This window comes from Herbaspirillum sp. Her2 (genome assembly GCF_057961375.1).
The window spans coordinates 3,030,502-3,055,380 of sequence record NZ_CM176331.1 but is presented as its reverse complement, the minus strand read 5'-3'; the positions used below and the strand labels follow the sequence as shown (position 1 = coordinate 3,055,380).

Below are 24,879 nucleotides of genomic sequence, written 5' to 3'. Positions count from 1 at the left end.
AAACTGGCACGTACGGTTCTTAGGGGGCGGAGGCACGGCGACGTGCCTTTGCTACCCGACTTCCTTTCCTGCCTGCTTTTCGCCGCAATGTCCGCCGTCCCCGATCACCGTTTCTACTACCTGAGCAATTTCCAGCAGGCGCTGGATTGGCTGGGGCAGCGCTATGCCGACCTGCTGCAGGACGAGGAGCGCGATTTCCTGCTGCGTTTCCCGACCTTGCCGCTGGCTGCGCGGGCGCTGTTCGTGCGCATGATGATGCGCAAGGGCGAGCACTTCCGTGCCAGCCGCCTGGCTTGTCCGGAGATCGGCTGTCCGCTGCAGGCGTCCCGCGATCTGCCGTCCGAATGGGTGGAGCAGGATGCCCCGCTGTCGCTGGCCCAGGTCTTCGCGCTGGCGACCAAGCCGGAGCTGCTGCGCTGGTTCAGCGTGCGCGGTGCGCTCAAGACGGCGCGCAAGGACAGCTTGCTGGCGGCGCTGGAAAGCGATCCGCAACATGCCGCGCCGCGTTGCCTGTCGCAATGGATAGCGCCGGGGCAGGGCGGGGAAGCGGTCCTGCGCATGCGGGTTGGCGGCCTGTGTGAACGTTTGCGTTTGATGTTCTTCGGCAACCTGCGCCAGGACTGGAGCGAATTCGTGCTGGCCGATCTGGGTACGCTGCGCTATGAACAGATCGCCCTTTCTGCCGAGGCGCGCGGTTTTCGCAGCCGCACCGACATTGATCTTTACCTGCAACTCCAGGCCTGCAAGCAGCGCTTCGAGGCCGGTGACAAGGTCGCTGCCGTGCTCGACGCGCTACCCGCGGAGCGCTTCGACAATCCCTGGCTGGAGAGCCGCCGTGAACGCCTGCTGTTCCAGCTCGGCCAGCATTGCGAGAAGGCCGGCGACTGGCCACAGGCACAGCAGATCTACGCTGCCTGCCGTTATCCCGGTGCACGGGCACGCGCCATCCGCGTGCTGGAAAAACTGGGCCGCTTCGGTCCCGCACAAGCCCTGCTGACGATCGCCCGGCAATCGCCCGAGAGCGAGGCGGAACGCCAGCAACTGCTGCGCATCGCGCCGCGCCTGGCGCGCCAGCTGGGTTTGCCGCCGGCGCTGCGGCCGCGCCCCGCCGTGGTCGATCAGATCGAGCTCGTGTTGCCGGCCGAGGGCGGCCGCGTCGAGCGGTCGGTGCAGTTGCATTTGCAGCGGGCTGATGCGCCGGTGTTCTATGTCGAAAACGCGCTGGCCAATGCCCTGTTCGGCTTGCTGTGCTGGGAAGCGCTGTTCGCGCCCATTCCCGGCGCCTTCTTCCATCCCTTCCAGCGCGAGCCGGCCGATCTCTTGAGCGCCGATTTCGCGGCGCGTCGGCGCGATGTGCTGGCGCGCTGCCTGCGCCGTTTCGATGACGGCAGCTACCGTGCGCATCTCCTTGCCACCCATGAGAGCAAGCACGGCCTGCAATCGCCCTTCGTCGCCTGGGGCTGGGTCACGCGCGAGCTGCTGCTGATGGCGCTGGACTGTATCCCCGCTGCACATCTGAAGCTGTGGTGCCTGCGCATCCTTGACGACATTCGAGAGAACCGCAACGGCTTCCCCGACCTGATCCAGTTCTGGCCGCAGCAAGGGCGCTATCGCATGGTCGAAGTCAAAGGCCCGGGCGACCGCCTGCAGGACAACCAGCGCCGCTGGCTGGACTACTGTGCGCAACACGCCATGCCGGTGGCGGTGTGCTACCTGCAATGGGAACAGGCGGCAGCATGAACGAGGCGCTCTCGGCCGGCGCTGCGCAAGAGCAGTCCGCACCGCACTACACCGTCTCGGTTCGTGCACTGTGCGAATTCACCGCCAAGCAGGGCGATCTCGATCTGCGCTTCACGCCCACACCCACCGCCCAGGAAGGCATCGCCGGTCACGCCATCGTGGCGCAGCGGCGCGGGGAAGGCTACCTGAGCGAAGTGACGCTCTCGGCCGATCATGGCGCGCTGCATGTGCGCGGACGCGCCGATGGCTATGACCCCGCCCGCCAGCTGCTGGAAGAAGTGAAGACTTATCGCGGCCAGCTCTCCAGCCTGCCCGACAATCATCGCCACCTGCACTGGGCGCAACTGCGGGTCTATGGCCACCTGATGTGCGAGCGGGAAGGGCTGGCGCGCATCCATCTGGCGCTGGTGTATTTCGACATCGGCAGCCAGCAGGAAACGGTACTGGAAGAAACCCGCAGCCGCGAGGAACTGGCTACGCTCTTTGCGGCGCAATGCGAGCGTTTCATGTGCTGGGCCGAACAGGAGCTGGCGCACCGCGCGGCGCGTGATACGGCTTTGCAGACACTGCGCTTTCCGCATGGCGATTTCCGTCCCGGTCAGCGGCAACTGGCGGAGGCGGTATTTCGCGCGCAGACGGGCCGGCGCAGCCTGCTGGCGCAGGCACCGACCGGCATCGGCAAGACGCTGGGCACCTTGTTCCCGGCCCTCAAGGCAGCCCCGGCGCAGCGGCTGGACAAGATCCTCTTCCTCGCGGCCAAGACCCCCGGCCGGCAACTGGCGCTGGATGCCGCCGCCACTTTGAAGGATCACGGCGAACTGCCGCTGCGCGTGCTGGAACTGTGCGCACGCGACAAGGCCTGCGAATATCCGGACCGGCTGTGCCGGGGCGATTCCTGTCCGCTGGCGCAGGGCTTCTACGACCGCCTGCCTGCCGCCCGCGCGGCCTGCCTCTCGCAGCCGCTGCTGGATCGTGAGCATCTGCGCAGCGTGGCCCTGCAGCATCAGGTCTGTCCCTACTACCTGGGTAGCGAGATGACGCGCTGGAGCGATGTCATCGTCGGCGATTACAACTACTGGTTCGATGGCGGTGCCATGCTCTACGGCATGGCGCAGGCGCATGACTGGCGCGTGAGCGTGCTGGCCGACGAGGCCCACAACCTGGTCTCGCGGGCGCGCAGCATGTACAGCGCGCAACTGAGCCGGGCAGCGCTGCGGGCCGCGCGCGCCGTGGCCCCGCCGGCCGTGGCCAAGCCGCTGGAACGGCTGGGTCGCGCCTGGACCGCCGCCGGCAAGAAAGCCGACTTGCCCTATCAGGTGCTGGAAGCGCCGCCGGCCAAGTTCGTCGAGGCACTCAGCAGCAGCGTGGGCGCCATCAGCGATTTCCTGGCGCAAGTGGCGGTACCGCTGGATCCGCCGCTGCGCGATTTCTACTTCGATGCCATGGCCTTCGTGCGGCTGGCCGAATCCTTCGGCCCGCACTCGCTGTTTGATCTCACCCGGGAAGATGAGCGCAATACCGTGCTGTGCATCCGCAACGTGGTGCCTGCGCCTTTCCTGGGGCCGCGCTTCGCCTTTGCGCATGCGACCACGCTGTTCTCGGCCACGCTGGCCCCGTGGAATTATTTTGCCGATCTGCTGGGCATGCCGGCCAATACCGCCTGGATCGATGTCGAGTCTCCCTTCCAGGCCAGCCAGTTGCAGGTGAAGGTGGCGCATCAGATCTCCACCACCTGGCAGCGCCGCGCCGCCTCCATCGCACCGATCTGCGCACTGATGGCGCGCCAGTATGAAGAGCGGCCGGGCAACTACCTGGCGTTCTTCTCCAGCTTCGACTACCTGCAGCAGGCGCGTGATGCCTTCGCACGGGCGCATCCGCATATCGCCACCTGGCAGCAGTCGCGCCGCATGTCCGAGACCGACCGCGATGCCTTCCTCGCACGTTTCGAAAGCGCCGGGCAGGGCATCGGCTTTGCCGTATTGGGCGGCTCCTTCGGGGAAGGCGTGGATCTGCCCGGCGATCGACTCATCGGCGCTTTCGTCGCCACGCTGGGGTTGCCGCAATTCAACCCGGTCAACGAGCAGTTGCGTGAACGCATGGAGCAGCTGTTCGGCTGCGGTTACGACTACACCTACCTCTATCCCGGCATGCAGAAAGTGGTGCAGGCGGCCGGCCGCGTCATCCGCACCGAAACTGACCAAGGCACGGTCTGGCTGATCGACCAGCGCTTCGGCCGGCCCGAGGTGCAGGCACTGCTGCCGGCCTGGTGGCAGATCGCCGATTCCCGCGCGCTGCCAGCGTGAGCGCCGTGGCTTCTCAGGTTTTTCCCGAGTGACATCTTTTTACGAACCCCTAGCATAGGCGGGTACGTGGACATGCCGAATCCGGGCTTGCCCGATCTCCCGCAGGATGAGAGTCGAAAAGCCGCGCCAGCCGTGGCTCGCGAGTGTCCTTGCGGGATCTTTCGGGAACTGTGTCAATTCCGCGTCGAAGGAGGAACAAATTGTCGCTATTGAGCAACAAAGCGTCCGTCTCGCATGTAAGATTCTGCCTCTTTCTTCATATGTTCCTGGCAAGAAATGAGTGTTGTGTCTTGTCGGCTTTTTACATTTTTGGCAACGAAGAAGGTTGCGGTATCAGGATTTGTTTGCTTTAATGACAACGTGGAATGTGGTCGAAAAAACAACATTCCTGCGCCTGGTCCGCGCGGAGCATGACTCCGCATCCAGAGGGGAAAAGTCCCGCCGTCAGAGCGGATGAATAAATATAGCTGGGGGATGGCAGCATATGGGAACACTTACCGCTTTTTAACAAGGTTGCAGACAGGTCTTGCGCGCCCGGTCAAAAGCCGCCGCCGTCAGGACAGGGCAGGGAGTCAAGCATGGGAAACGATATCTCCAACTTGCTGAGCAAGTTCGGGGCGACGGTGGATGGGTATCTCGAAATCGAGGCCGCCATCAACTACAAGGAGCCGGTCCGCAAGCCCAAGGCGCCGCTGGTGGTTGCGCAGCCGGCCGCGGCGGACGTGAAGGCCGAACCGGCACCGGTCGTGGCGGCCAGCGCGGTGGTGCCGCTGCTGGACCCGCCTTCGCTTTCCTCCTCCCAGCGCATTGAGCCTGTGATCGAGCCGCTGACCGAGCCGGCCAGCGAGCCGGTCGTTGAAGCCCCTGTCGTTGCTGCGCCTGCCGCCGTCCCGGTCGCTCCTGTCGCCAGACTTGCACCGTCCCTGTCCGTGCAGGTGCCTGTTTCCTCCCCGAACCCGGCGCCGGTCAGCCAGATCAGCCCGTCGGTGCCCCATGGCCCTGGCGTACCCACCCTGTTGCGTTCGATGCTGGGCGAGGCCGCGCGTCAGCGTGAGGCCCTGCAGCGCGCCAACAATGACGACGCCGGCCAGTCCGGCGTGGCCCTGCCCCCCACGACGCCCGCACAGGTGATTGCCGTAGTCTCGCCCAAGGGCGGGGTCGGAAAGACCACCCTGTGCTCGGCCCTGGCCTGCAGCCTGGCGCGCCATGGCCGCGTGATCGCCATCGATCTGGATCCGCAGAATGCCTTGCAATACCATCTGGGCGTGAGTGCCGACGCCGTTGCTGCAGCGGCCGCCGCCGCAGATTGGCGCAGTGGCCTGGCTGCCGGCATGGCCGGCACGCAGGTGGTCAGCCACACCCTGGTGGCCGCCGCTGGCGAAGCTGCGCTGGCCCAGCAGATGGCCGAGGATGGCCAATGGCTGCTGCGCCAGTTGCACGCCCTGCAGCTGCAGGCGGACGACGTGGTGCTGCTGGACCTGCCGGCCGGACAGACCGCCTATCTCGACCAGGCCCTGCGAGCCGCCGACCAGGTGCTGGCGGTGGTGACGCCCGACGCCGGTTCTTTCCTGGCGCTGGAACATATGCGCCAGGTCCTGCATGGCCGCAACAACTGCCGCTATGTGGTCAACAAATACGATGCCAGCCGCAGTTTCAGCCAGGACATGCTGGAAGTGCTCAAGCGCTGGATGGGTCCGCGCCTGGCTGGGGTGATCGCGCTCGATCACGCCATCAGCGAAGGCCTGGCCTATGGCTTCAATCCGCTGGTCAAGGACGGCCACTCGCCGGCCTATGAGCAGTTGCAGGGCGTGAGCGAGGTGCTGCGCGCCGCTGTCGCCAAAGCCGTCGCTACGGGTGCACGCGCATGACGACCGGATCCCAGGCTCCCTCCCCATCGCAGTCGCCAGCCCCGTCCGACCTGCCTGCCGCCGCCACGCTGTCACCGCATCCGCCAGGACAGGAGCCCTCGGCACGGCCATCGGCCAACCGCCTGCAACAATGGATGCAGACCGTCGGCGCGCGCCTCGAAGGCTTGCCGCGCGGGCCGCGCCGTCTGGTGCAATGGGCCGTGCTGCTGTTTGCCACGATGCTGGCGTTGCTGATCATTTCGGTGCCGCTGGACTTCGCCGCCCAATGCGTCTTCGCCATCGGCTGCTTCGTCGCCGCGCTGGTGCTGCGCAAGCAGTCGGGACGGTTCCCGGTGCTGGTGCTGATCACGCTCTCGCTGACGGTGTCGATGCGCTACATGTACTGGCGCATCAGTTCCACGCTGGCCTTTGAAAGCTGGCTGGACATCTGCTTCGGCTACGGACTGCTGGCGGCCGAACTGTATTCGCTGCTGGTGCTGACGCTGGGCTACCTGCAGACCGCCTGGCCGCTGCGCCGCAAGCCGCAGATGCTGACCATGCCGCCTGCGGAGTGGCCGACGGTGGATGTCTTCATTCCCTCGTACAACGAATCGCTGGACATCGTCTCGCTCACCATCTTCGCCGCGCAGGCCATCGACTGGCCGCAGGACAAGCTGCGCGTGCACGTGCTCGATGATGGCCGCCGCGAAGAATTCCGCGAGTTCTGCGACAACATCGGCGTGAACTACCTGGTGCGCTCCGACAACAAGCACGCCAAGGCCGGCAACCTCAACGAGGCGCTCAAGGTCACCGACGGCGAATTCGTGGCCATCTTCGATGCCGACCACGTGCCGACCCGTTCCTTCCTGCAGATCTGCATGGGCTGGTTCTACAAGGACCCCAAGCTGGCCATGCTGCAGACGCCGCACTTCTTCTTCTCGCCCGATCCCTTCGAGAAAAACCTCAACACCTTCCGCTCGGTGCCCAACGAGGGCGAGCTGTTCTACGGCCTGGTGCAGGATGGCAATGACCTGTGGAATGCCGCCTTCTTCTGCGGCTCCTGCGCCGTCATGCGCCGTACCGCGTTGATGGAAATCGGCGGCATCGCCACCGAGACCCTGACCGAAGATGCGCACACCGCGCTGAAGATGAACCGTGCCGGCTACAACACCGCCTATCTCGCCATCCCCCAGGCCGCCGGCCTGGCCACCGAGAACCTGGCGCGCCACATCCGCCAGCGCGTGCGCTGGGCGCGCGGCATGGCGCAGATCTTCCGCGTCGACAATCCGCTCAAGGGCAGGGGGCTGCGTCTGGGCCAGCGGCTGTGCTACCTCAACGCCATGCTGCACTTCTTCTATGGCCTGCCGCGCCTGATCTTCCTGACTGCGCCATTGACGTACCTGTTCTTCGGCGCCCACATCTTCCAGGCCTCGGCGCTGATGATCACGGCCTACGTGCTGCCCCACGTGCTGCACGCCAGCCTGACCAACTCGCGCATCCAGGGACGCTTCCGCCATTCCTTCTGGAACGAGGTCTACGAGACCGTGCTGGCCTGGTACATCCTGGGGCCGGTGCTGCTGGCGCTGGTGAACCCCAAGCTGGGCGGCTTCAACGTCACCGACAAGGGCGGCATCATCACCGATGACCACTTCGACTGGAAGCTGGCGCGGCCCTACATGGTGCTGCTGGGGCTGAACGTGGCCGGACTGGGCTTCGGCATCTGGCAACTGATCCATGGTGATCCGAATGCGGTCACCACCATCCTCATCAACATGGCCTGGACGCTCTACAACGTCATCATCAGCAGCGCCGCCATGGCGGTCGCTTCCGAAACCCGCCAGGTGCGCAGCGAGCCGCGCGTGACCGCCGAACTGCCGGTACGCATCAAGCTCGACGACGGCAGCATCATCGACGGCAAGACACTCGACTTCTCGCAGAAGGGCATTGGCCTGCGCCTGCCTGCCGGCGTCAGCATCGCACGCAATGCACGCATCGAAGTCTCGATGATGCGCAATGCGCAGGAGAAGGTATTCCCGGCAATGGTGGTGTTCAGCCGCAACGACATGGTCGGTGCACAGTTCCACGAACTGTCGCTGCGCCAGCAAAGCGAACTGGTGCGCCTGACCTTCTCGCGCGCCGACATCTGGGACAACAACTGGGGCAAGAGCCGTCCCGATACACCGCTCAAAGCCTTGCGTGAAGTCGCCGGCATCGGCATGAATGGCGTACGGCAATTGTTCAAGGCGACCCTTATCCTGATGCGCAGCCGGCGTGCGCAACGCCGCGCGCCGGCACCCGCTGCAGCACCCTCGACAGTGGCGGCAGCCACTGTGCCCGTTACCGACAACACTCTGGAAAAACAATAATGAAAACGAAGCAGTCTCAAGCGCAACGGATGCCCTTGCGCCAGCGCTCCCTGTGCCTGATGCTGGCGGCCGTGATGACGGCAGGCAGCCTGCCGTTGCCGGCACTGGCGGCCACCCCCGCGACTCCGGCAGCCACGGCCACGCCCGGTCTGCCGGCACCGATCCCGATGGCCGGCGATCCTTACGTGTTCACCTTCAAGCAGCTGGGCCGCAACGGTTCGATGAACCTGCATGGCGTGGATGCCACCGACAGTCTCAACTTCGACGTGCCGGTCTCGCTGGTCGCCACCGGTGCGCACGTGACCCTGTATTACACGTATTCGCCCGCGCTGCTGCCGGACCTGTCGCAGATCAACGTGATGGTCAACGACGTCGTGGCCGGCAGCATCCCGCTGCCCAAGGAAAACTCCGGCAGCATGCAGACCGCCAAGGTCGACATCCCGGCCAAGCTGATTACCGAATTCAACCGCCTGAGCCTGCAGTTCATCGGCCACTACACGATGGGTTGCGAGGATCCCTTGCATTCCAGCCTGTGGACGCGCGTGGCCAATGGCTCCACGCTGGACCTGCAGACCACGGCGCTGCCGCAGAAGGATGACCTGGCGCTGATGCCCGTACCCTTCTTCGACCGGCGCGACATCCGCATGCTGAACCTGCCCTTTATCTTTGCCGGCACGCCCGACAACGGCACGCTGGAAGCGGCAGGGTCGCTGTCGTCCTGGTTCGGCGCGCTGGCCGCCTATCGCGGTGCGCGCTTCCCGGTACAGATCAACACCTTGCCCCAGCGCGGCAATGCCGTGCTGATGGTGGCCGGCGAGGCCGCCACCACCGTGGCCGGTGTGGCCGTGGCCGCGCCCAAGGGGCCGACCTTGACCGTGCAGGCCAATCCGAATGATGCCAATGGCAAATTGCTGATCGTCTCCGGCCGCAACATCGCCGAACTCAAGCAGGCCGCCGCTGCCCTGACGCTGGGCGGCAAGGGCCTGGCGGGCAGTTCGGTGGTGGTCGACAAGCTGCAGCCGCTGACTCCGCGCCAGCCGTATGACGCGCCCAACTGGCTGCCTACCGATCGTCCGGTGAAACTCTCCGAGCTGATCGATCCCAAGCGCCTCAATGTCTCCGGCTACAACCCGGGCGAGATCACCATTCCGCTCAACTTCCCGCCCGCGCTCTCCAGCTGGCGACAGGATGGCGCAAAGCTGAAACTGGTGTATCGCTATACGCCGCAGCCCAAGTCGTCCAATTCGTCCTTCATGGTCAGCCTGAATGATGGCCTGATCAAGGCCGATGTCCTGCTGCCGCACGACCAGCTGGACAAGAGCCTGCTGGCCGCCATCAAGGATGACGCGCTGACCCGCGAGATGAACGTGCGCCTGCCGCTGAACCTGGCCGGTCCGCAATCGCGTCTGCAGCTGCGCTACATGTACGATTTCGTCAAGCAGGGCGAATGCCAGGACGTCATCATCGACAACGTGCGCGGCAGCATCGATCCCGAATCCACCATCGACCTGCGCGGCTACGATCACTTCATGGCCATGCCCAATCTGGGCGTGTTCAAGGATGCCGGTTTCCCCTTCACGCGCATGGCCGATCTCTCGGAGTCGGCGGTGGTATTGCCCGACAATGCCACGCCCGATGATCTCTCGGCCTACCTGACGCTGCTGGGCCGCTTCGGCAGCGCCACCGGTTATCCGGCGACCGGCGTGGCCGTGACCCAGGCTGCGCAGGTCGACAAGGTGGCCTCGCGCGACCTGCTGGTGCTGGCCTCGGGACAGAATCAGCCGCTGCTCAAGCAATGGGCCGATCGCCTGCCGGCGGTGGTGACCGGAGACAAGCAGCGCTTCCAGGTGGCCGACCTGGCCCTGCGCGTGCGCAGCTGGCTGCAGATCGATGACGAGGACCAGGCCAAGCGCCGTGCGCGGCTGGCACTGGCCTTCTCGGGGGGCGAGCCGACCTCTTACCTGACCGGTTTCGAGTCGCCCCTCGACAGTGGCCGCAGCGTGGTGGTGCTGGCCGGTGGCGATGCATCCGGCCTGCAACAGATCCTCGATGCGATGGCCAGCAAGGACCCGGAAGCCGAGACCATCCAGGGCAGCCTGGTGGCGGTGCGCGGCACCACCATCGATCCGCTGCTGGCCGAAGAAAATTATTTCGTCGGCAGCATGTCGCCGCTGCGCATGCTGCGCTGGTGGCTGTCGCGCCACGTGCTGGCCATGTTCGTACTGATTGCCGGCGGCATCCTGATGCTCGGCGGCCTGGCTTACCTGACCCTGCGCGCCAAGGCGAGAAAGCGTCTCAATGCCTGACCTGCCGTTCCAGCCTCTGCGACGCAGCCTGTTGAAGGTGATGGCCGCACTCGCGCTCAATGGTGCCGGTGCGGCCGCCAGCGCCGCGCCGGCCGCCTGCGCGGCGGTTGACTGGCCGGCCTGGCAATCCTGGGCCGGCAGTCACCTGCAACCCGATGGCCGGGTCCTGCACTCCAGCCTGCTGCCCAATCACACCACGTCCGAAGGCCAGTCCTACAACCTGCTGCTGTCGCTGATCGCCAACGATCCGCAACGCTTTGACCAGATCTGGAGCTGGACGCGCGACAACATGATGGCGCCCGATGCCGCCAACCGCTTGCCGGGCTGGTTGTGGGGGCAGGGTGCCGATGGCAAGTGGCAATTGCAGGACGCCAATTCCGCATCGGATGCCGATCTGTGGATTGCCTACGCGCTGCTGGAAGCGGCGCGCCTGTGGCAGCGCCCGACCTATCGCAGCGATGCAGTGCGCCTGCTCGACGCCATCGAAGCGCGCCTCGTGGTGGACCTGCCTGGCCTGGGCAAGATGGTCTTGCCGGGACCGCAGGGCTTCAGCCAGGGCAACCAGGCCTGGACGCTCAATCCGAGTTACCTGCCGTTGCCGCTGCTGCGCCGTCTGCACAAGGAGCGCCCCAAGGGCCCCTGGCAGCAGATCGCCACCAATACCGTGCGCATGATCCAGGCCACCAGCCCCAAGGGTTTCGTGGCGGATTGGGTCGGCTACAAGATGACGGCGGCGCAAGCCGGCCAGTTCATGGTCGATCCGGCCAAGGGCGAACTGGGCAGCTATGACGCCATCCGCGTCTACCTGTGGGCTGGCATGACCTCGCCGCGTGACCCCGGGGCCGCACCGCTGCTGGCCGCCCTGGATGGCATGCGCCAGCGCATCGTCGCCACCGGCATCGCGCCGGAGAAGGTGGCCGTGACCAGCGGTGCCGTCGAAGGGCAGGGGCCGTTCGGGTTTGGCGCGGCGTTGGTGCCGTATCTGCAGGCCAAGGGCGAAAACGCCCTGGCCGCGCAATGGCAGGCGCGCGCCGCACAACAGCTGGAAAGCGGACTGGCCCAGCCCAGTGCGCAACCGGAAATTCTGTATTACAACGTCATGCTCGGCCTGTTCGGCCTCGGATGGGCCGAGCAGCGATATCAGTTCCGCGACGACGGAACGCTCAATTTGTCTTGGGAGAAGTCATGCGCACGCGCCGTACCACGCTAGCCATCGGAGTGCTGGCCGCGCTCCTGGGCGCACCCCTGGCCCCGGCCCTGGCTGCGCCGACGGACCTGCAGGCCCAGCTGGTGGAGCAGGGCCAGTACTGGCAGGCGCGCAACAACAACCAGCGCGCCGCCGAGGTCTGGCAGAAGGTGCTGCAGCTGGACAAATCGCAGGTCAACGCGCTGTACGGCATAGGCCTGATCGGCGTGAAGCAGAACCGGCCGCAGCAGGCCAATGCGTATCTGGAACGGCTGCAGGCGCTCTCGCCGCAACCCTGGCAAGCCGCCCAGCTGATGCAGGACATCGCCCTGGCCCGCCCTGAAAACCAGGCCCTGCTGGCCGAAGCCCGCCGCCTGGTGGATGCCGGCGAGCGTGACCGCGCCACCGACACCTTCCGCAAGATGTTCAATGGCCTGACGCCCTCGGGCACGGTCGGCCGCGAGTACTACAACAACCTGGCCTTCAACGATGCCAGCTGGCCGGAAGCGCGCAAGGGCATGGAACGCCTGCTGCGCGAAACTCCCGAGGACAGCATCCTGGCACTGTTCTACGGCAAGCAGCTGGCGCGCCATGAAGACAGCCGGGTGGAAGGCATCCGCGTGCTCTCGCGCCTGAGCAAGCAGACCGACATCGGTGGCGACGCCGATGAAAGCTGGCGTCTGGCGCTGACCTGGCTGGGCCCGCCGAGTCCGGCGCAGGCCCCGCTGTTTGAAGAATTCCTCAAGGTCCATCCGGACGACAAGGACATCCGCGACCTGCTGGCCAAGGGCCGCTCGCAGGTCACCGCCACGCAGACGCCGACGGTGCTCTCGCGCGGCCTGCAGGCCTTGGAGAAGGGCGATCTGCAGGAAGCTGAAAAGGCTTTCCAGGAACGCCTCGCCACCCATCCCGATGAAACCGATGCACTCGGTGGCCTGGGTGTGGTGCGCCAGCAGCAGAACCGTCTGGCCGACGCCGAACCGCTGCTGGCGCGCGCTGTAGCGAAGGGTGGCAGCGGCTGGAAGAAGGCGCTCGACAGCGTGCGCTACTGGCTGCTGATCCAGCGCGGCCGCGAACTGCAGGCGCGCGGCCAGACCCGGCAGGCGCAGGATGCGCTGACCCAGGCGCTGCGCCTGGATCCGAAGAACACCGATGGCCTGGTCGCCATCGCCGATATCGAAGTCACGGCCGGCCAGCTCGAGGCTGCCACGGCGCACTATCGCCAGGTACTGGCGGTGCAGCCGGCACAGGTCGGTGCGATTCGCGGTCTGGTGAATGTGCTCTCGCAGACCGGGCAAGCCGATGAAGCGCTGCGCCTGCTCGACAAGCTCACCCCGCAACAACAGGCCGAGTTCGGCGACCAGGGCCGCCTGCGCGCCCTGCGTGCGACCCAGCAAGCCAACCTGGCCGAACAGCGTGGCGATCTCAATGCCGCACTGGACGCCCGGCGCGAAGCGGTGCGCAACGATCCCGACAACGTCTGGACCACCTTCGACCTGGCCCGCCTCTACATCAAGGCCGGCCAGTCGCGCCAGGCGCGCGTGACCATCGATGACTTCACCCGCGAGCATCGCGACAACGTCGACGCGCTCTACGCCAGCGCCTTGCTGTCGGCCGAGATGGAGCAGTGGCAGGATGCGCTCGATACCCTGCGCCGCATCCCCGAGGCCCGTCGTACCGCACCGATGACCGATCTGTATCGCCAGGTCACGCTGACCATCCAGGTCGGCCATGCCAGCGAGCTGGTCAAGACCGGCCAGCGCCAGGAAGCCCTGGCGCTGCTGGATCGCGTGCAGCCCGAAGCGGCCGGCAATTCCGAGCGCACAGGCACACTGGCCTCGGCCTATGTCGATGCGGGCGATACCCCGCGTGCGCTGGCGCTGATGCAGCCGCTGATTGCGCCGCCGGCCACGCCGAGCGCCGCTACGCGCCTGCAATACGCGTCGGTGCTGCTCAGGGCCGGTGAGGATGCGCAGGTCTACAGCGTACTCACGGCCTTGCAGAACCAGAAAATGGACGTGGCCACGCGCAAGCAATACGACGATGTGCGTTTCCTCTACCGCGTGCGCCAGGCCGAACGCCTGCGCGAAGGTGGCGACCTGGCGGCGGCCTACGACACGCTGGCCCCCGCGCTGTCACAGCGGCCCACCGATATCGGTGCGCTCTCGGCACTGGCCCGCATGTTCAATGCGGCCGGCGACAATGCCCGCGCACTGGCGCTCTACAAACCACTGGCCGAACGCAATCCGCGCGACGTCACGGTGTTGCTGGGCGCGGCCGATACCGCCATGCAGGCGCACGACAATGCCTATGCCCTGCACCTGCTGGATCAGTTCAACAAACTGGAAAGCAGCGATCCCACCACCCTGACCGAAGCCGCGCGCATCTATCGTGCGCTGGGCAAGACCGGCGAAGCCACGGCACTGTTGCGCAAGGCGGTGGCCATTGAAAACTCGGCGCGCCAGCGCAGCCTGATGGCCCAGGGCAATGGTTTCGATCCGGCCATCAACCCCTTCCGCACCCAGCGTCGCCTGCCGGGCAACGAGAATGTGGCTGCCATCCCGCCGCCTGCCGAGACCATGCTGCGTCCGGCGATGATGACGGCTTCCGCACCGGCGGCGGCCGACGTCTTGCCGACCCCGGCCAACGCGCGTGTGGCTGCGTCGCAGGCCGCGCCTGCGGTGGCCTATGGCCCGGCGCTCGGTCCGGTGTTCAGCAATGCATCGCCGGCTCCGGCGCAGATGGTCCAGACCACCCAGCCGGGCAGGACCGGCGCTTATGCGCAGCAAGGGGCCGCACCTGCCACCGCCTTGCCGGGCGCGGCCACCGCCGCCCAGCGCGCCTTGCTGGCGCTGCAGGGCCAGCAAGGCCTGCCGGCGGACAACCTCACGCCGGCGCAGCGCGCCCTCAACGACATCCTGCAGGCACGCAGCCCCTACGTCACGCAAGGCGTGGTGGTACGCGGCAATGCCAGCGAATCGGGCCTGAGCCGCATCAACGATATCGAAGCCCCGCTGGAAGTGAACATGCCGGTCGGCAATGACCGCGTGGCCGTGCGTATCACGCCGGTCTCGCTGGATGGCGGCACCATGACCGACGAGGCCGCCAGCCGCTTCGGCGGTGGCGGTTCCAGTGCCACCGGCGTGGGCAAGCAGAGCGCCAGCGGCGTGGGCGTGGCGGTAGCCTACGAGCGTCCTGACGACGGCATCAAGGCCGACATCGGCACGACACCCAGCGGTTTCAAGTATCCCAACGTGGTCGGTGGCGTGAGCGTGGAGCAGCCGCTCGGCGGCAGCAGCACCAACCGCTTCGGCGTGACGGTGTCGCGCCGTGCCGTCAACGACAGCATCACCTCGTTTGCCGGCAGCACCGACCCGCGCATCGGCCGTTCCTGGGGCGGCGTGACCGCCAACGGCGGCCGTGCCGAGATGAGTTCGGATGATGCCCAGACCGGCGTCTACGCCTACGGTGCCCTGCACAGCCTGATGGGCCGCAACGTCGAATCCAACACGCGTGTGGAACTGGGCGGCGGTGCCTACCAGTACCTGGCCAACGGCAACGACGAGAAGATGACGGCCGGTGTCTCCGCCACCCTCATCAGCTACGCCAACAACCAGAACTTCTATACCTATGGCCACGGCGGTTACTTCAGCCCGCAGGCCTATCTGGGACTGGGCCTGCCGGTGACCTGGGCCAAGCGCAGCGACCGTTTCAGCTTCCAGCTCAAGGGCTCGGCCGGTGTGCAGTACTTCCGCCAGGACGGCGCGGATTACTTCCCCACGGATGCCGCCCTGCAAGCGGCCAGCGGCAAGACCTACGGGCAGCAGACCAAGACCGGCATCGGCTACAGCCTGGAAGGCAGCGGCGAATACCGCTTTGCGCCGCGTCTGTTTGTGGGCGGTACGCTGCGACTGAACAATTCGAGCGACTTCCGCGAACTCAATGTCGCCATGTACCTGCGCTATACCCTGGAGGACATGCAGGGCAGTTTCCTGACCTTGCCGGTCAGCCCGTATCGTTCGCCGTACTCCAACTGATTTGACTGAACATTTTTTGATAGAGAGATTGCCATGGCAGCTGCATCCATTCTCGCTGGTCTGAGTATCCTGGTCCTGGGCGAAAGCCACATGAGCCTGGCCGACCACCTCACCGAACCCCTGAACGCCAAGCTGGTCCAGATGGGCGCCAAGGTCCACTCCATCGGCGCCTGCGGTGCCAGTGCCGGCGATTGGCTGACCACCAAGAAGGTCGACTGCGGTGCCGAGCAGATCGACAACGGCAAGATCCAGATCAAGGGCCGCGATGCCAGCACCACGCCCATCGCCGAACTGATCGCCAAGGACAAGCCGGACCTGGTGGTGCTGGTCATCGGCGACACCATGGCCTCCTACGACAAGCCGGCTTTCCCCAAGGCCTGGGCCTGGCAAAGCGTGACCAGCCTGACCAAGGCGATTGCCGCCACCGGCACCAAGTGCGCCTGGGTCGGACCGGCCTGGGGCAAGGCTGGCGGCATGTACCAGAAGAACGATGCGCGCACCCAGCTGATGTCGCAGTTCCTGGCTGCCAACGTGGCGCCTTGCACCTACATTGATTCGCTGGCCATGTCCAAGCCGGGCCAATGGATCACCACCGATGGCCAGCACTTCACCGTGGCCGGCTACAAGTCCTGGGGTTCGGCCATCGGCGATGCGCTGGGCAAGCTGCCGGCCGATGCCGTGAGCGCCAAGGGAGGCAAGAAATGAGCGTACTGCGCGCACTGACCGCGAGCGCGGCCCTGCTGGGCTGCGCGGGGGCGATGGCCGCTGACATTCCGCTGTATCCGACCGGCCCGGCCGAGGATGCCGCTTTCATCCGCTTCATCAACGCCACGCCGGACGCGCTGCAAGTGGTGGCCCAAAAGGGCCAGCCGCCGCTGAAACTGGACGCGGCCAAGCCGGTCTCGTCCTTCTTCCCGGTGCAGGCCAAGTCCACCATCAAGGGCACGCTGACGGTGGCGGGCAAGAGCCTGGAGCTGGGCGTGCAGGCCAAGCCGGGCGAGTTCGCCACGGTGGTGGTGCTGCCTGATCCCAAGGGCATCCGCCAGGTCACCGTGCAGGACAATCCGGATGACTTCAATGGCCTGAAGGCCTCGCTGGCCTTCTTCAATCTCGATGCTTCCTGTGCCGCCGCCGCGCTGCGTCCGGCCGGCCGCACTGCCGACCTGTTCAAAGGCGTGGCGCAAGGCGGCCTGCAGCGCCGTTCCATCAATCCGGTCAAGCTGTCGGTGCAGCTGGTGTGCGGCGGGACCAACACAGGCCCGGTGCTGGACCTGGGCGAACTGAAAGCGGGCGAGCGCTACAGCGTCCTGCTGCTGCCCTCGGCCAGCGGTCCGCGCCTCCTGGCCGCGACTGACAAGCTGGCCAACTGATTGCTTGACGCTGACTTACGCTGACTGACGCCGACTGCACCACGCCATGGTCTTTGCCTCGCTTGAATTCCTGACGCTGTTCCTGCCGCTGTTCCTGCTGGTCTATGCCCTGGTGCCGCAGCGCGGGCGCAATGGCGTGCTGCTGGCGGGCAGCTGGCTGTTCTATGGCTGGCTGAGTCCGCTGTTCCTGTCCCTGCACGTGGTGCTGACCATCGTGGCCTGGGTTGGTGGCCTGCTGGTGGACCGCGCCCGTGCGCGTGAGGAAGGGCAGGGCAGTCTGCGCCGTCCCCTGCTGCTGATCGTGCTGGTGGTCTTCAATACGGCGGTGCTGGTCTGGTACAAGTACGCCAACATCGTCGCTGCCACCGTGAGCGATCTGATGCAGCACTACGGTGCCATGCCGCTGGCGTGGCAGAAGGTGGCGCTGCCGGCGGGCCTGTCCTTCATCGTGCTGCAGGCGATTTCCTATCTGGTGGACGTGCATCGGCGCACGGTGGCGGTGGAGCGCAGCTTCATCAATTACGCCACCTACATCTCGATGTTCGGTCACTCGATTGCCGGCCCCATCATCCGTTACGACTGGGTGCAGCGCGAGTTGCGCGAGCGCTGGTTCAATCGGGAAAATTTCTCGCTGGGCGCGCGCCGCTTCATGGTCGGCATGGCCATGAAGGTGCTGGTGGCCGATACGCTGTCACCCTTGGTGGATGCGGCCTTCCATCTGGAACATCCGACCCTGGTCGATGGCTGGATCGGATGCCTGGCGTATTCGATGCAACTGTTTTTTGATTTCTCCGGCTACAGCGCCATGGCCATCGGCCTGGGTTTGATGCTGGGTTTCCACTTCCCCGAGAACTTCAATCATCCCTATCTGGCCGGCAGCATCCAGGATTTCTGGCGGCGCTGGCACATCTCGCTCTCCAGCTGGCTGCGCGACTATCTCTACATCGGCCTGGGCGGCAATCGCCACGGCGTCTGGAAGACTTATCGCAACCTGTTCCTGACCATGGCCATCGCCGGTCTCTGGCATGGCGGCGACAGCTGGAATTATTTGCTGTGGGGTTCGGCGCATGGCGTGGCGCTGTGCATTGATCGCGCGTGGTCGCGTTCTTCGTTGCCGTCCATTCCTTCGTGGCTGGCCCATGGCTTGACGCTGCTGTTCGTGTGCCTGGCCTGGACCCTGTTCCGCGCGCCGGATTTCGCCACCGCTGCCACGATGTATGCGGGCCAGTTCGGCTTGCATGGCACTGGCCTGAGCGATGCGCTGGCCGTGATGCTGCGGCCGGTGCAGGCGCTGGCCGTGCTGCTGGGTTTGTTCTGGATCGTCGCCCCGCTGTGGCAGGCGGCGCTGGAGGCGCGCTGGGGCGAACGCGCACTCTATCTCTGGTTCGTGCGGGCGTGGCCGATTGCCGCCTTCCTGCTCTCCTTTGCACTGATCGCCAGCCGCGAGACCGTGCCTTTCCTTTACTTCCAGTTCTGAGCCGACGATGAGCACGCCCCCCGTTCACGCTGCACATACGCCTCCTGAGCCCAGCGCCATGGCGCGCCGCGCCAGCCGTTGGGCCGGTGCCGCGCTGGCCGCCGTGCTGTGTGCAGGATTGATCTCCTGCGGCTGGCTGGTGTACGCCGGCAAGATCGACTGGCTACCCGCCAGCTGGACGCGCGACGACGCCTTGCATGGCGAGCTGACGCATCAACTGGCCAAGCAGCTTTCCAACGCCTGGCTGCCGGACCAGGCCGCCAAACTGGAGCGCGCCGGCAGCTGGCTGCTGCTGGGCGATACCGGCCCGCGCGTGCGCACCGGCTGCCCCGGCTGGCTGTTCCTGGCCGAAGAATTGCAGGTCAATCGCCACGCACAAGCCAACGCGCAGACCAAGCGCGCCGCAGTGCTGGCCATCCGGCAGGCGCTGGCCCAACGTGGCATCGGCCTGCTGGTGGCGGTGGTGCCGGACAAGAGCCGCATCGCCGCCAGCGCCTTGTGCGGCCTCACGCGTCCGGCCGAATTGAATGCGCGCGCCGCGCAATGGGTGAGCGAACTGAATCAGGATGGCGTGGCCGCCATCGACCTCGCCCCCGCGCTGGCACCACTCGGTGCTTCGGCCTACCTGCACACCGATACGCACTGGAACGAGACCGGCGCGAACGCCGCCGCGCAGGCCATCGCCGCGCGCATCACGGCCGCTGGCGTGCAGGCCACGCCGCAGCAGGCCTATACCGCCCAGCCGGGCAAGCTGGCACAGCGTCCCGGCGACCTGGTGCACCTGGCCGGACTGGACTGGCTGCCGTTGCGCTGGCAACCCACGCCGGAAAGCGTGGCCGCCACCGTCTTCACGGAAGCGGCCGCCACAGGGCAGGGCGCCGTCGCCAAGGGCGGCGATGATCTCGACGATCTGTTGGGCGACGGCGAGTTGCCCAACGTGGCCCTGATCGGTACTTCGTTCTCGCGCAATTCCAACTTCGTCGGCTTCCTGCAGATGGCGCTGGGCGCGAAGATCGGCAGCTTCGCCAAGGATGGCGGCAAGTTCTCCGGCAGCGCCCGCGATTACTTCGCCAATCCCGCCTTCACCCAGACGCCGCCCAAGCTGGTGGTCTGGGAAATCCCCGAGCGCGACCTGCAGACGCCCTACGAAGCGATCTCACTGGCCCGCTGATCCATCATTAAGCTGGCGTTAATGCTGTCTCAACGGGCATTAACGTTGCATTAATGCAATAAATCATTTCCTTTCCGGCGCATTTTCATGTGTGCCGCCCTCCGCTTTGCTGGAGGCAGGTCCCCGGGCCTGCTAAACTTGCCGGTCCGCCCACCGACCGGGCAGGATCCAGGCACTGCCTGGTCAACCTCCACGACAAATTGACAAAAGAATTCGACCCCGCTCCCCTTGCGGACGAGCATGACTCCGGCTCCTTCGAGAGCTACTTCCGCGATCCTTCGCAAGCCGCCGAAGCGCCCCTGGCCTGGGGCCTGGGCCAGCGGCTGGACGTGCTGGACGCGCTGCGCGGCCTGGTCTCCGGTGGCCAGGCTGCCGCGCGCCTGCGCATCTGGATGTTCCTCGAACTGGCGGCGCAGCCGCAGGGCCGCCTGCAGCGCGAGGACCTGAACCAGCTGTTCTATGCCTTGAAGCCCGAGGCCATGGAAGCCGCCCTGAAGCGCCTGCGCGATCTGGGCCTGCTGGTCTGGGACGCCACCGGCCAGGATTACCAGCTCTCGCCCATTGCCCAGCAGGTGCAAGCCCTGCTGGCCCCGCTCACGCGCGCCGTCGGCGAGGATGACGAAATGGCCGCGCTGCTGGCGCAAGTGGCCGGGGCCCAGGCACTGGGCCTGTCCGATGCCAGCCAGATCCGCCACCTGCATGCGCAATTGGCGCGCCTGCACGACCAGTTCGCCGATGCCATTGCCAGCGGTTCGGAAGCCTTGCTGCGCCAGGCCCAGCCGCGATTCGAACGCGCCCTGAAGCTGGTCAATCGCGCCGGTGAAGCGCTGACCGCCCTGATCCGCAGCGAACATTCCGACGCCCGCCTGGAACGCGAAGCGCGTGCGCTCGGCAACGGCCAGGCGCGCCTGCTGACCATGGCCAGCCAGTTCACCCGCGCCCTGCAGCAGGCCGACCGCCAGCGCGTCACCCTCGGCAGCACCGGCGTGACCAGCTCGGACGTGCGGCACTGGCTGCAATCGCATGCTGACTTGTCTTCGCTGATGGGGGAGGCGCTGTCCATCGGTGTGAAGCCGGTCTTCGTCAGCGGCCACGAATTGCTGGATGTGGCCGAAGGCGAATTCGAGCGCGACCGTCCCGATACCCAGCGCCAGCAAGGCTTGCCGCCTCCGGCCCAGGCCGTGGAAGGCAAGATCGAAGCGCTGCGCATGCCGGTCGAGCTGGGCGAACTGATTGAACAACTGACACGCCTGGGGGCCCTGCCGGAAGGCGAGGACGCCACCGAATTGCAACCGCAGCCACTGACCTCGGTGGTGCTGGGCGGCAGCTTCGGCAAGGCCGCGTATCGCCTGCAATTGCTGCCGCTGCTGGGGGACGCCCAGGCGCGCACCCTGCAAGGGCAGACCGGCGACCTGGCGCGCCTGCCTTGGCAAGCCGGCTTCCTGCCGCGTGTCGACAAAGTCGATGACCCCGATGTCGCCGCCATGAGCGCCGGGGCCGTCCATCCAGATCCATCCCGGGAAAGACCGAATGAGTGAGACCCTAGACGAGGCCGGCCTGTTGGCCGCCGAACTGCTGGCGCGCCGCTGGCTGCCCCGCAAGCACCCGCGCGTGCGCCGCGCCCTGGTCGATGCCGACCTGTGGCAAGCCCTGCAGGATCGCCTGGCCCAGGTTGGCCTGCGCCTGGTGGACAACATCCACGCCGATCACATCAGCGTGGCGCTGGTGCGCCCGGCCGAATCGGCCGTTTTCGGTGAGGCCGGCATGAATGCCAACAACAACCTTGACCTGCCGCGCGATGCCATCTCGCTGCTGGTGGTGCTGTGGGCGCTGATCGTGCTGCCCAAGCGCGAACGCCAGTCGGCGCGCGCCGCCGGTGACGATGCCCAGCAGCAGGACGAGATGTTCCACACCGACAAGCCCATGCCGACGGCAGCCGAGGTCAGCCCGGTGGTGTCCTATACGGCGCTGCTGGCCGACTTCGGCAACCAGCTCGGCAAGAAGACGCGCATGGACACCAACCTGCGCCGCCTCGAAGCCCACGGTTTCATCGTGCGCCGTGGCGTGGACATCGCCGAAGGCCCCTTGCTGGACCTGCTGCTGGACTACGATGCCCTGGCGCCGCGCATCCTCGATGGCGCCTTGGGCGACGTGCTGGCACGCGCCACGGCACGCGACGAAGCGGGCACTGCGCCAGAGGCGCAGGCTGATGCCGACGCTGCTGCCGATGAATCATCCGAAGAGGGAGACGCCTGATGTTCCACCTGCAATCGCTGGAACTGCTGCAGTGGGATTATTGCCAGCGCCTGACGCTGCCCCTGGACGGTTCCATCATCACCATCGCCGGCCCCAACGGGTCCGGCAAGACCACGCTGCTGGACGCCATGCGTACCCTGCTGGGCCTGGATTGCTCGGGCGGGCGCAGCTACAAGACCTACGCCCGCCACGCCAACGCCGACACCACCTGGCTGCGCGCCACGGTGGACAACCGTCCGCATGGCCGCCAGACCTCCACCCGTCCGTTCGCGCGCAACCTGCTCTATGCCGATCAGGTCACGCTGGCCTGCCGCATCGAGCGCAACGGCGGCGACTGGCAGCGCCGCTACTGCATGAGCGATGGCGACGTCGCCATCGAAACCCTGGCGCAATTGCCCGAAAAGGATTGGCTGGGCCTGGACCACTGGCGCAAGCGCCTGGAAGGCGCCGGCCTGTCGCGCGCGATTGCGCGCGTGCTGGCACTGGAGCAGGGCCAGACCGACCGCCTGTGCGAATTCTCGCCCAAGGAATTGCTGCGCCTGGTGTTCGAAGTGTTCGGCGACCAGGAAGTGCTGGACCGCTACGAGGAAGCCCGCCGCCATCAGCGCGACCTGGCCGCCGAGGTGACCCTGGCCGAACAGGAACTGGCCTACAGCGAAGCGCAACTGGCGCAGCTGGACAGCCGCGTCACGCTGTATCGCACCTATCAGGGCAAGCTGCGCGAGCGCGAGACGCTGGCCACCGAAGTCATTCCGGTCTTGCGCTGGCACGAAGAGCGCCAAGGCACGGCCACGCGCCTGCGCGAACTGCATCGCCAGCGCCTGCATCACAATCACCTGCGCCGCCAGCGCAGCAGCGATACCTTGCAGCTGTCGTCCCTGCTGACGCAGCAACAGGCGGCACGCGAGAAGGTGACTGCGCTGGAACGCGACAAGGCGGAAGCCCAGCAAGCCCAGCAAAAGGCGCGCGATGCCGAGAAGCCGGTGGAAGAACTGGTCAAGCAGGCCGATGAACTGCTGGCCCTGTCCGCGGTGGAAGGCGATGCCACGCAATTGCTGGCCCGCGTGGAAGAACTGGAACAGCAGAAGAGCACGCTGCACGATCGCTGGCGTGACCTGGAGCAGCAACGCAAGGACGCCAGCGGCGCGCTGGACCGCTTGACCGGACAACGCCAGGCTCCGCGCCCGAATGACGTCCAGCAATTCACGCGGGCCTTGCGCCAGGCCGGCATCGCCCATCACCTGCTGGCCGATGTGATCGAGATTGCGGACGACCAGTGGCGTGCCGCCGCCGAAGGCGTCTTGCGCGCCTCGTGCTGGGTGGTGGTGCTGGATGATCCAAAGGATGAAGCCGCCGCCATGGCGCTGGCCGAGCGTGAGCGCTATCGCCATTACGTGGTCTCCGATGCGGCCACGGCGACGTCCCAGCCGCCCGCAGAAAGCCTGTTGGCGGTGTTGCGTTTCTCGGCCAAAGCCCCGTCCTGGCTGCTGCGCCAACTGGCGCAGATCCGCCGTGTGGCCGATACGGTCGAAGGCGCAAGCAGTGGGGGCGAATGGATCACGCCGCAAGCCTACTGGCGCGATGGTCGGGGCGGACGCAGCGTGTGGCGCGATCCGGGCGATTACCAGTTCGGTGCGGCCGCCATGGCCGCGCGCCAGGCCTCGATCCAGAAGCGCCTGGCCACCCTGGACGAACAGTTGACCGACATCGTCCTGAAGCAGAGCGAAGTCAAGCGCCAGCTCGACGCCGCCAAGAAAGCCACCGAGGGCCACCTCGCAGCAGAGGCGCTGGCGAAGCGAAGTGAAGAGTTCGAACAGGCGCGCCGTCAGTTGCCCGCACTGAAGGCCGCGCGCGTGGCGGCGAGTGAACGTTGGAGCCAGTTTGACGTGCAGTACGCGGACGCCATCGAACAGCGCACCATCCTCGATGGCAAGCTCGATGCCTTGCAGCGCCGGCTGCGCGACAGCGAAGGCGATCTTGCGGGGCAGGAGCGTGACTGGCGCGTGCGTCACGATGAGCAGCGCGCCCGCGCGCTGGCCTCGCGTGCGCAGAAGGGCCGCTTCCCTGCGCACTGGATTGCGACTGCGACGGTGCAGGCGCTCTACGAGAAATACAGCAACGCCAAGCAGGCCGAGCTGCGCATGGCTTCCGTCGAAAACGAACTGGAAACCGGCCACTGGGAAAAGGATGGCACGGTCGAGGACAAGCACCTCATCATGCAGGGCACGGTTGGCAACCAGCGCAACGAACTGGATTCGCGCAAGATCAGCAATCACCAGGCCGAGGAAGCCGTCGGCAATGCGCGTGAACGCTACATCGACGTGTTGCGCGCGACGGTACGCCGCTATCGCAAGAACATCGTCGACCTTGGTGCCCTGGCCGGGGTGGTGGTCAGCGCCGATCTGCCGCATCTGGACAATGACGACACCATCCTGCGCCAGGCCGAACTGAAGGTCAGCTTCAACTTCGACGGCAAGGGCGAGATCGGCCTGAACGATGGTGAAGCGTCCGGTGGCCAGCAGGTCATCAAGTCGCTGATCCTGCTGGTGGGGCTGTTGAAGGATGACGACATGCCGGGCGGTTTCGTCTTCATCGACGAACCCTTTGCCCACCTTGACGTGCGCAACATCCAGCTGGTCGGCAACTTCCTGAAATCGACCCGCGCGCAATACGTGCTGACCACGCCGATCACGCACAACGTGGAAGTCTTCGAGCCGGCCGACATTACGCTGGTCACCTCGAAGAAACCGCGCGAAGCCCGCTGGGCGCCGCCCATCGGCGTGCTGCAGCGGCGCTTGCGGCTGGATGCCTGAGGGGCTC

General features: G+C 66.2%; 14 protein-coding genes. All 14 read left to right on the top strand.

Annotation, left to right across the window (positions count from 1 at the left end):
* The first annotated feature begins 87 nt into the window (after positions 1–87).
* The 14 genes from ACWHXP_RS13830 to ACWHXP_RS13765 all read left to right on the top strand — a co-directional run bounded on the left by ACWHXP_RS13830 (position 88) and on the right by ACWHXP_RS13765 (position 24,872).
* A complete protein-coding gene (locus tag ACWHXP_RS13830) occupies positions 88–1,740 on the top strand; it encodes a VRR-NUC domain-containing protein (protein WP_489635737.1) in 1,653 nt (550 codons plus the stop codon).
* Positions 1,737–4,043, top strand: coding sequence for an ATP-dependent DNA helicase (locus ACWHXP_RS13825; protein WP_489635738.1), 2,307 nt, complete (start codon positions 1,737–1,739; stop codon positions 4,041–4,043). The genes ACWHXP_RS13830 and ACWHXP_RS13825 overlap by 4 nt, the downstream gene beginning before the upstream one ends.
* Before the next feature lie 578 nt (positions 4,044–4,621).
* Positions 4,622–5,911, top strand: a complete 1,290-nt coding sequence (gene bcsQ / locus ACWHXP_RS13820) for a cellulose biosynthesis protein BcsQ (RefSeq protein WP_489635739.1) — start codon at positions 4,622–4,624, stop codon at positions 5,909–5,911.
* Entirely contained in the window at positions 5,908–8,256 is a 2,349-nt protein-coding gene (gene bcsA, locus ACWHXP_RS13815) for a UDP-forming cellulose synthase catalytic subunit (RefSeq protein WP_489624919.1), read from the top strand. Before bcsQ ends, bcsA begins: the two co-directional genes overlap by 4 nt.
* Positions 8,256–10,562: a cellulose biosynthesis cyclic di-GMP-binding regulatory protein BcsB gene (gene bcsB / locus ACWHXP_RS13810; protein ID WP_310839966.1), complete on the top strand. Its 2,307-nt coding sequence runs from the start codon at positions 8,256–8,258 to the stop codon at positions 10,560–10,562. Before bcsA ends, bcsB begins: the two co-directional genes overlap by 1 nt.
* The gene (bcsZ, locus tag ACWHXP_RS13805) at positions 10,555–11,772 is read left to right on the top strand and encodes a cellulose synthase complex periplasmic endoglucanase BcsZ (protein ID WP_489635740.1); all 1,218 of its coding nucleotides are present in this window, start codon (positions 10,555–10,557) and stop codon (positions 11,770–11,772) included. Before bcsB ends, bcsZ begins: the two co-directional genes overlap by 8 nt.
* Positions 11,748–15,785, top strand: coding sequence for a cellulose synthase subunit BcsC-related outer membrane protein (locus ACWHXP_RS13800; protein WP_489635741.1), 4,038 nt, complete (start codon positions 11,748–11,750; stop codon positions 15,783–15,785). Before bcsZ ends, ACWHXP_RS13800 begins: the two co-directional genes overlap by 25 nt.
* A gap of 33 nt (positions 15,786–15,818) precedes the next feature.
* Positions 15,819–16,490 carry an SGNH/GDSL hydrolase family protein gene (locus tag ACWHXP_RS13795; protein WP_121037999.1) on the top strand — a complete coding sequence of 224 codons (672 nt, stop codon included), beginning with the start codon at positions 15,819–15,821 and terminating at the stop codon, positions 16,488–16,490.
* Positions 16,487–17,155 (top strand): alginate O-acetyltransferase AlgF, encoded by a 669-nt coding sequence (locus tag ACWHXP_RS13790; RefSeq protein ID WP_489635742.1) that lies wholly within the window; start codon positions 16,487–16,489, stop codon positions 17,153–17,155. Before ACWHXP_RS13795 ends, ACWHXP_RS13790 begins: the two co-directional genes overlap by 4 nt.
* Before the next feature lie 46 nt (positions 17,156–17,201).
* Positions 17,202–18,632 (top strand): MBOAT family O-acyltransferase, encoded by a 1,431-nt coding sequence (locus tag ACWHXP_RS13785; protein ID WP_489635743.1) that lies wholly within the window; start codon positions 17,202–17,204, stop codon positions 18,630–18,632.
* Positions 18,633–18,639: 7 nt separating this feature from the next.
* Positions 18,640–19,803, top strand: a complete 1,164-nt coding sequence (locus tag ACWHXP_RS13780) for an alginate O-acetyltransferase AlgX-related protein (protein WP_489635744.1) — start codon at positions 18,640–18,642, stop codon at positions 19,801–19,803.
* A gap of 200 nt (positions 19,804–20,003) precedes the next feature.
* Entirely contained in the window at positions 20,004–21,341 is a 1,338-nt protein-coding gene (locus ACWHXP_RS13775) for a hypothetical protein (RefSeq protein WP_489637744.1), read from the top strand.
* The gene (locus tag ACWHXP_RS13770; RefSeq protein ID WP_134221693.1) at positions 21,334–22,059 is read left to right on the top strand and encodes a DUF4194 domain-containing protein; all 726 of its coding nucleotides are present in this window, start codon (positions 21,334–21,336) and stop codon (positions 22,057–22,059) included. Before ACWHXP_RS13775 ends, ACWHXP_RS13770 begins: the two co-directional genes overlap by 8 nt.
* Entirely contained in the window at positions 22,059–24,872 is a 2,814-nt protein-coding gene (locus ACWHXP_RS13765; RefSeq protein WP_209583188.1) for an ATP-binding protein, read from the top strand. The genes ACWHXP_RS13770 and ACWHXP_RS13765 overlap by 1 nt, the downstream gene beginning before the upstream one ends.
* Positions 24,873–24,879 lie beyond the last annotated feature (7 nt).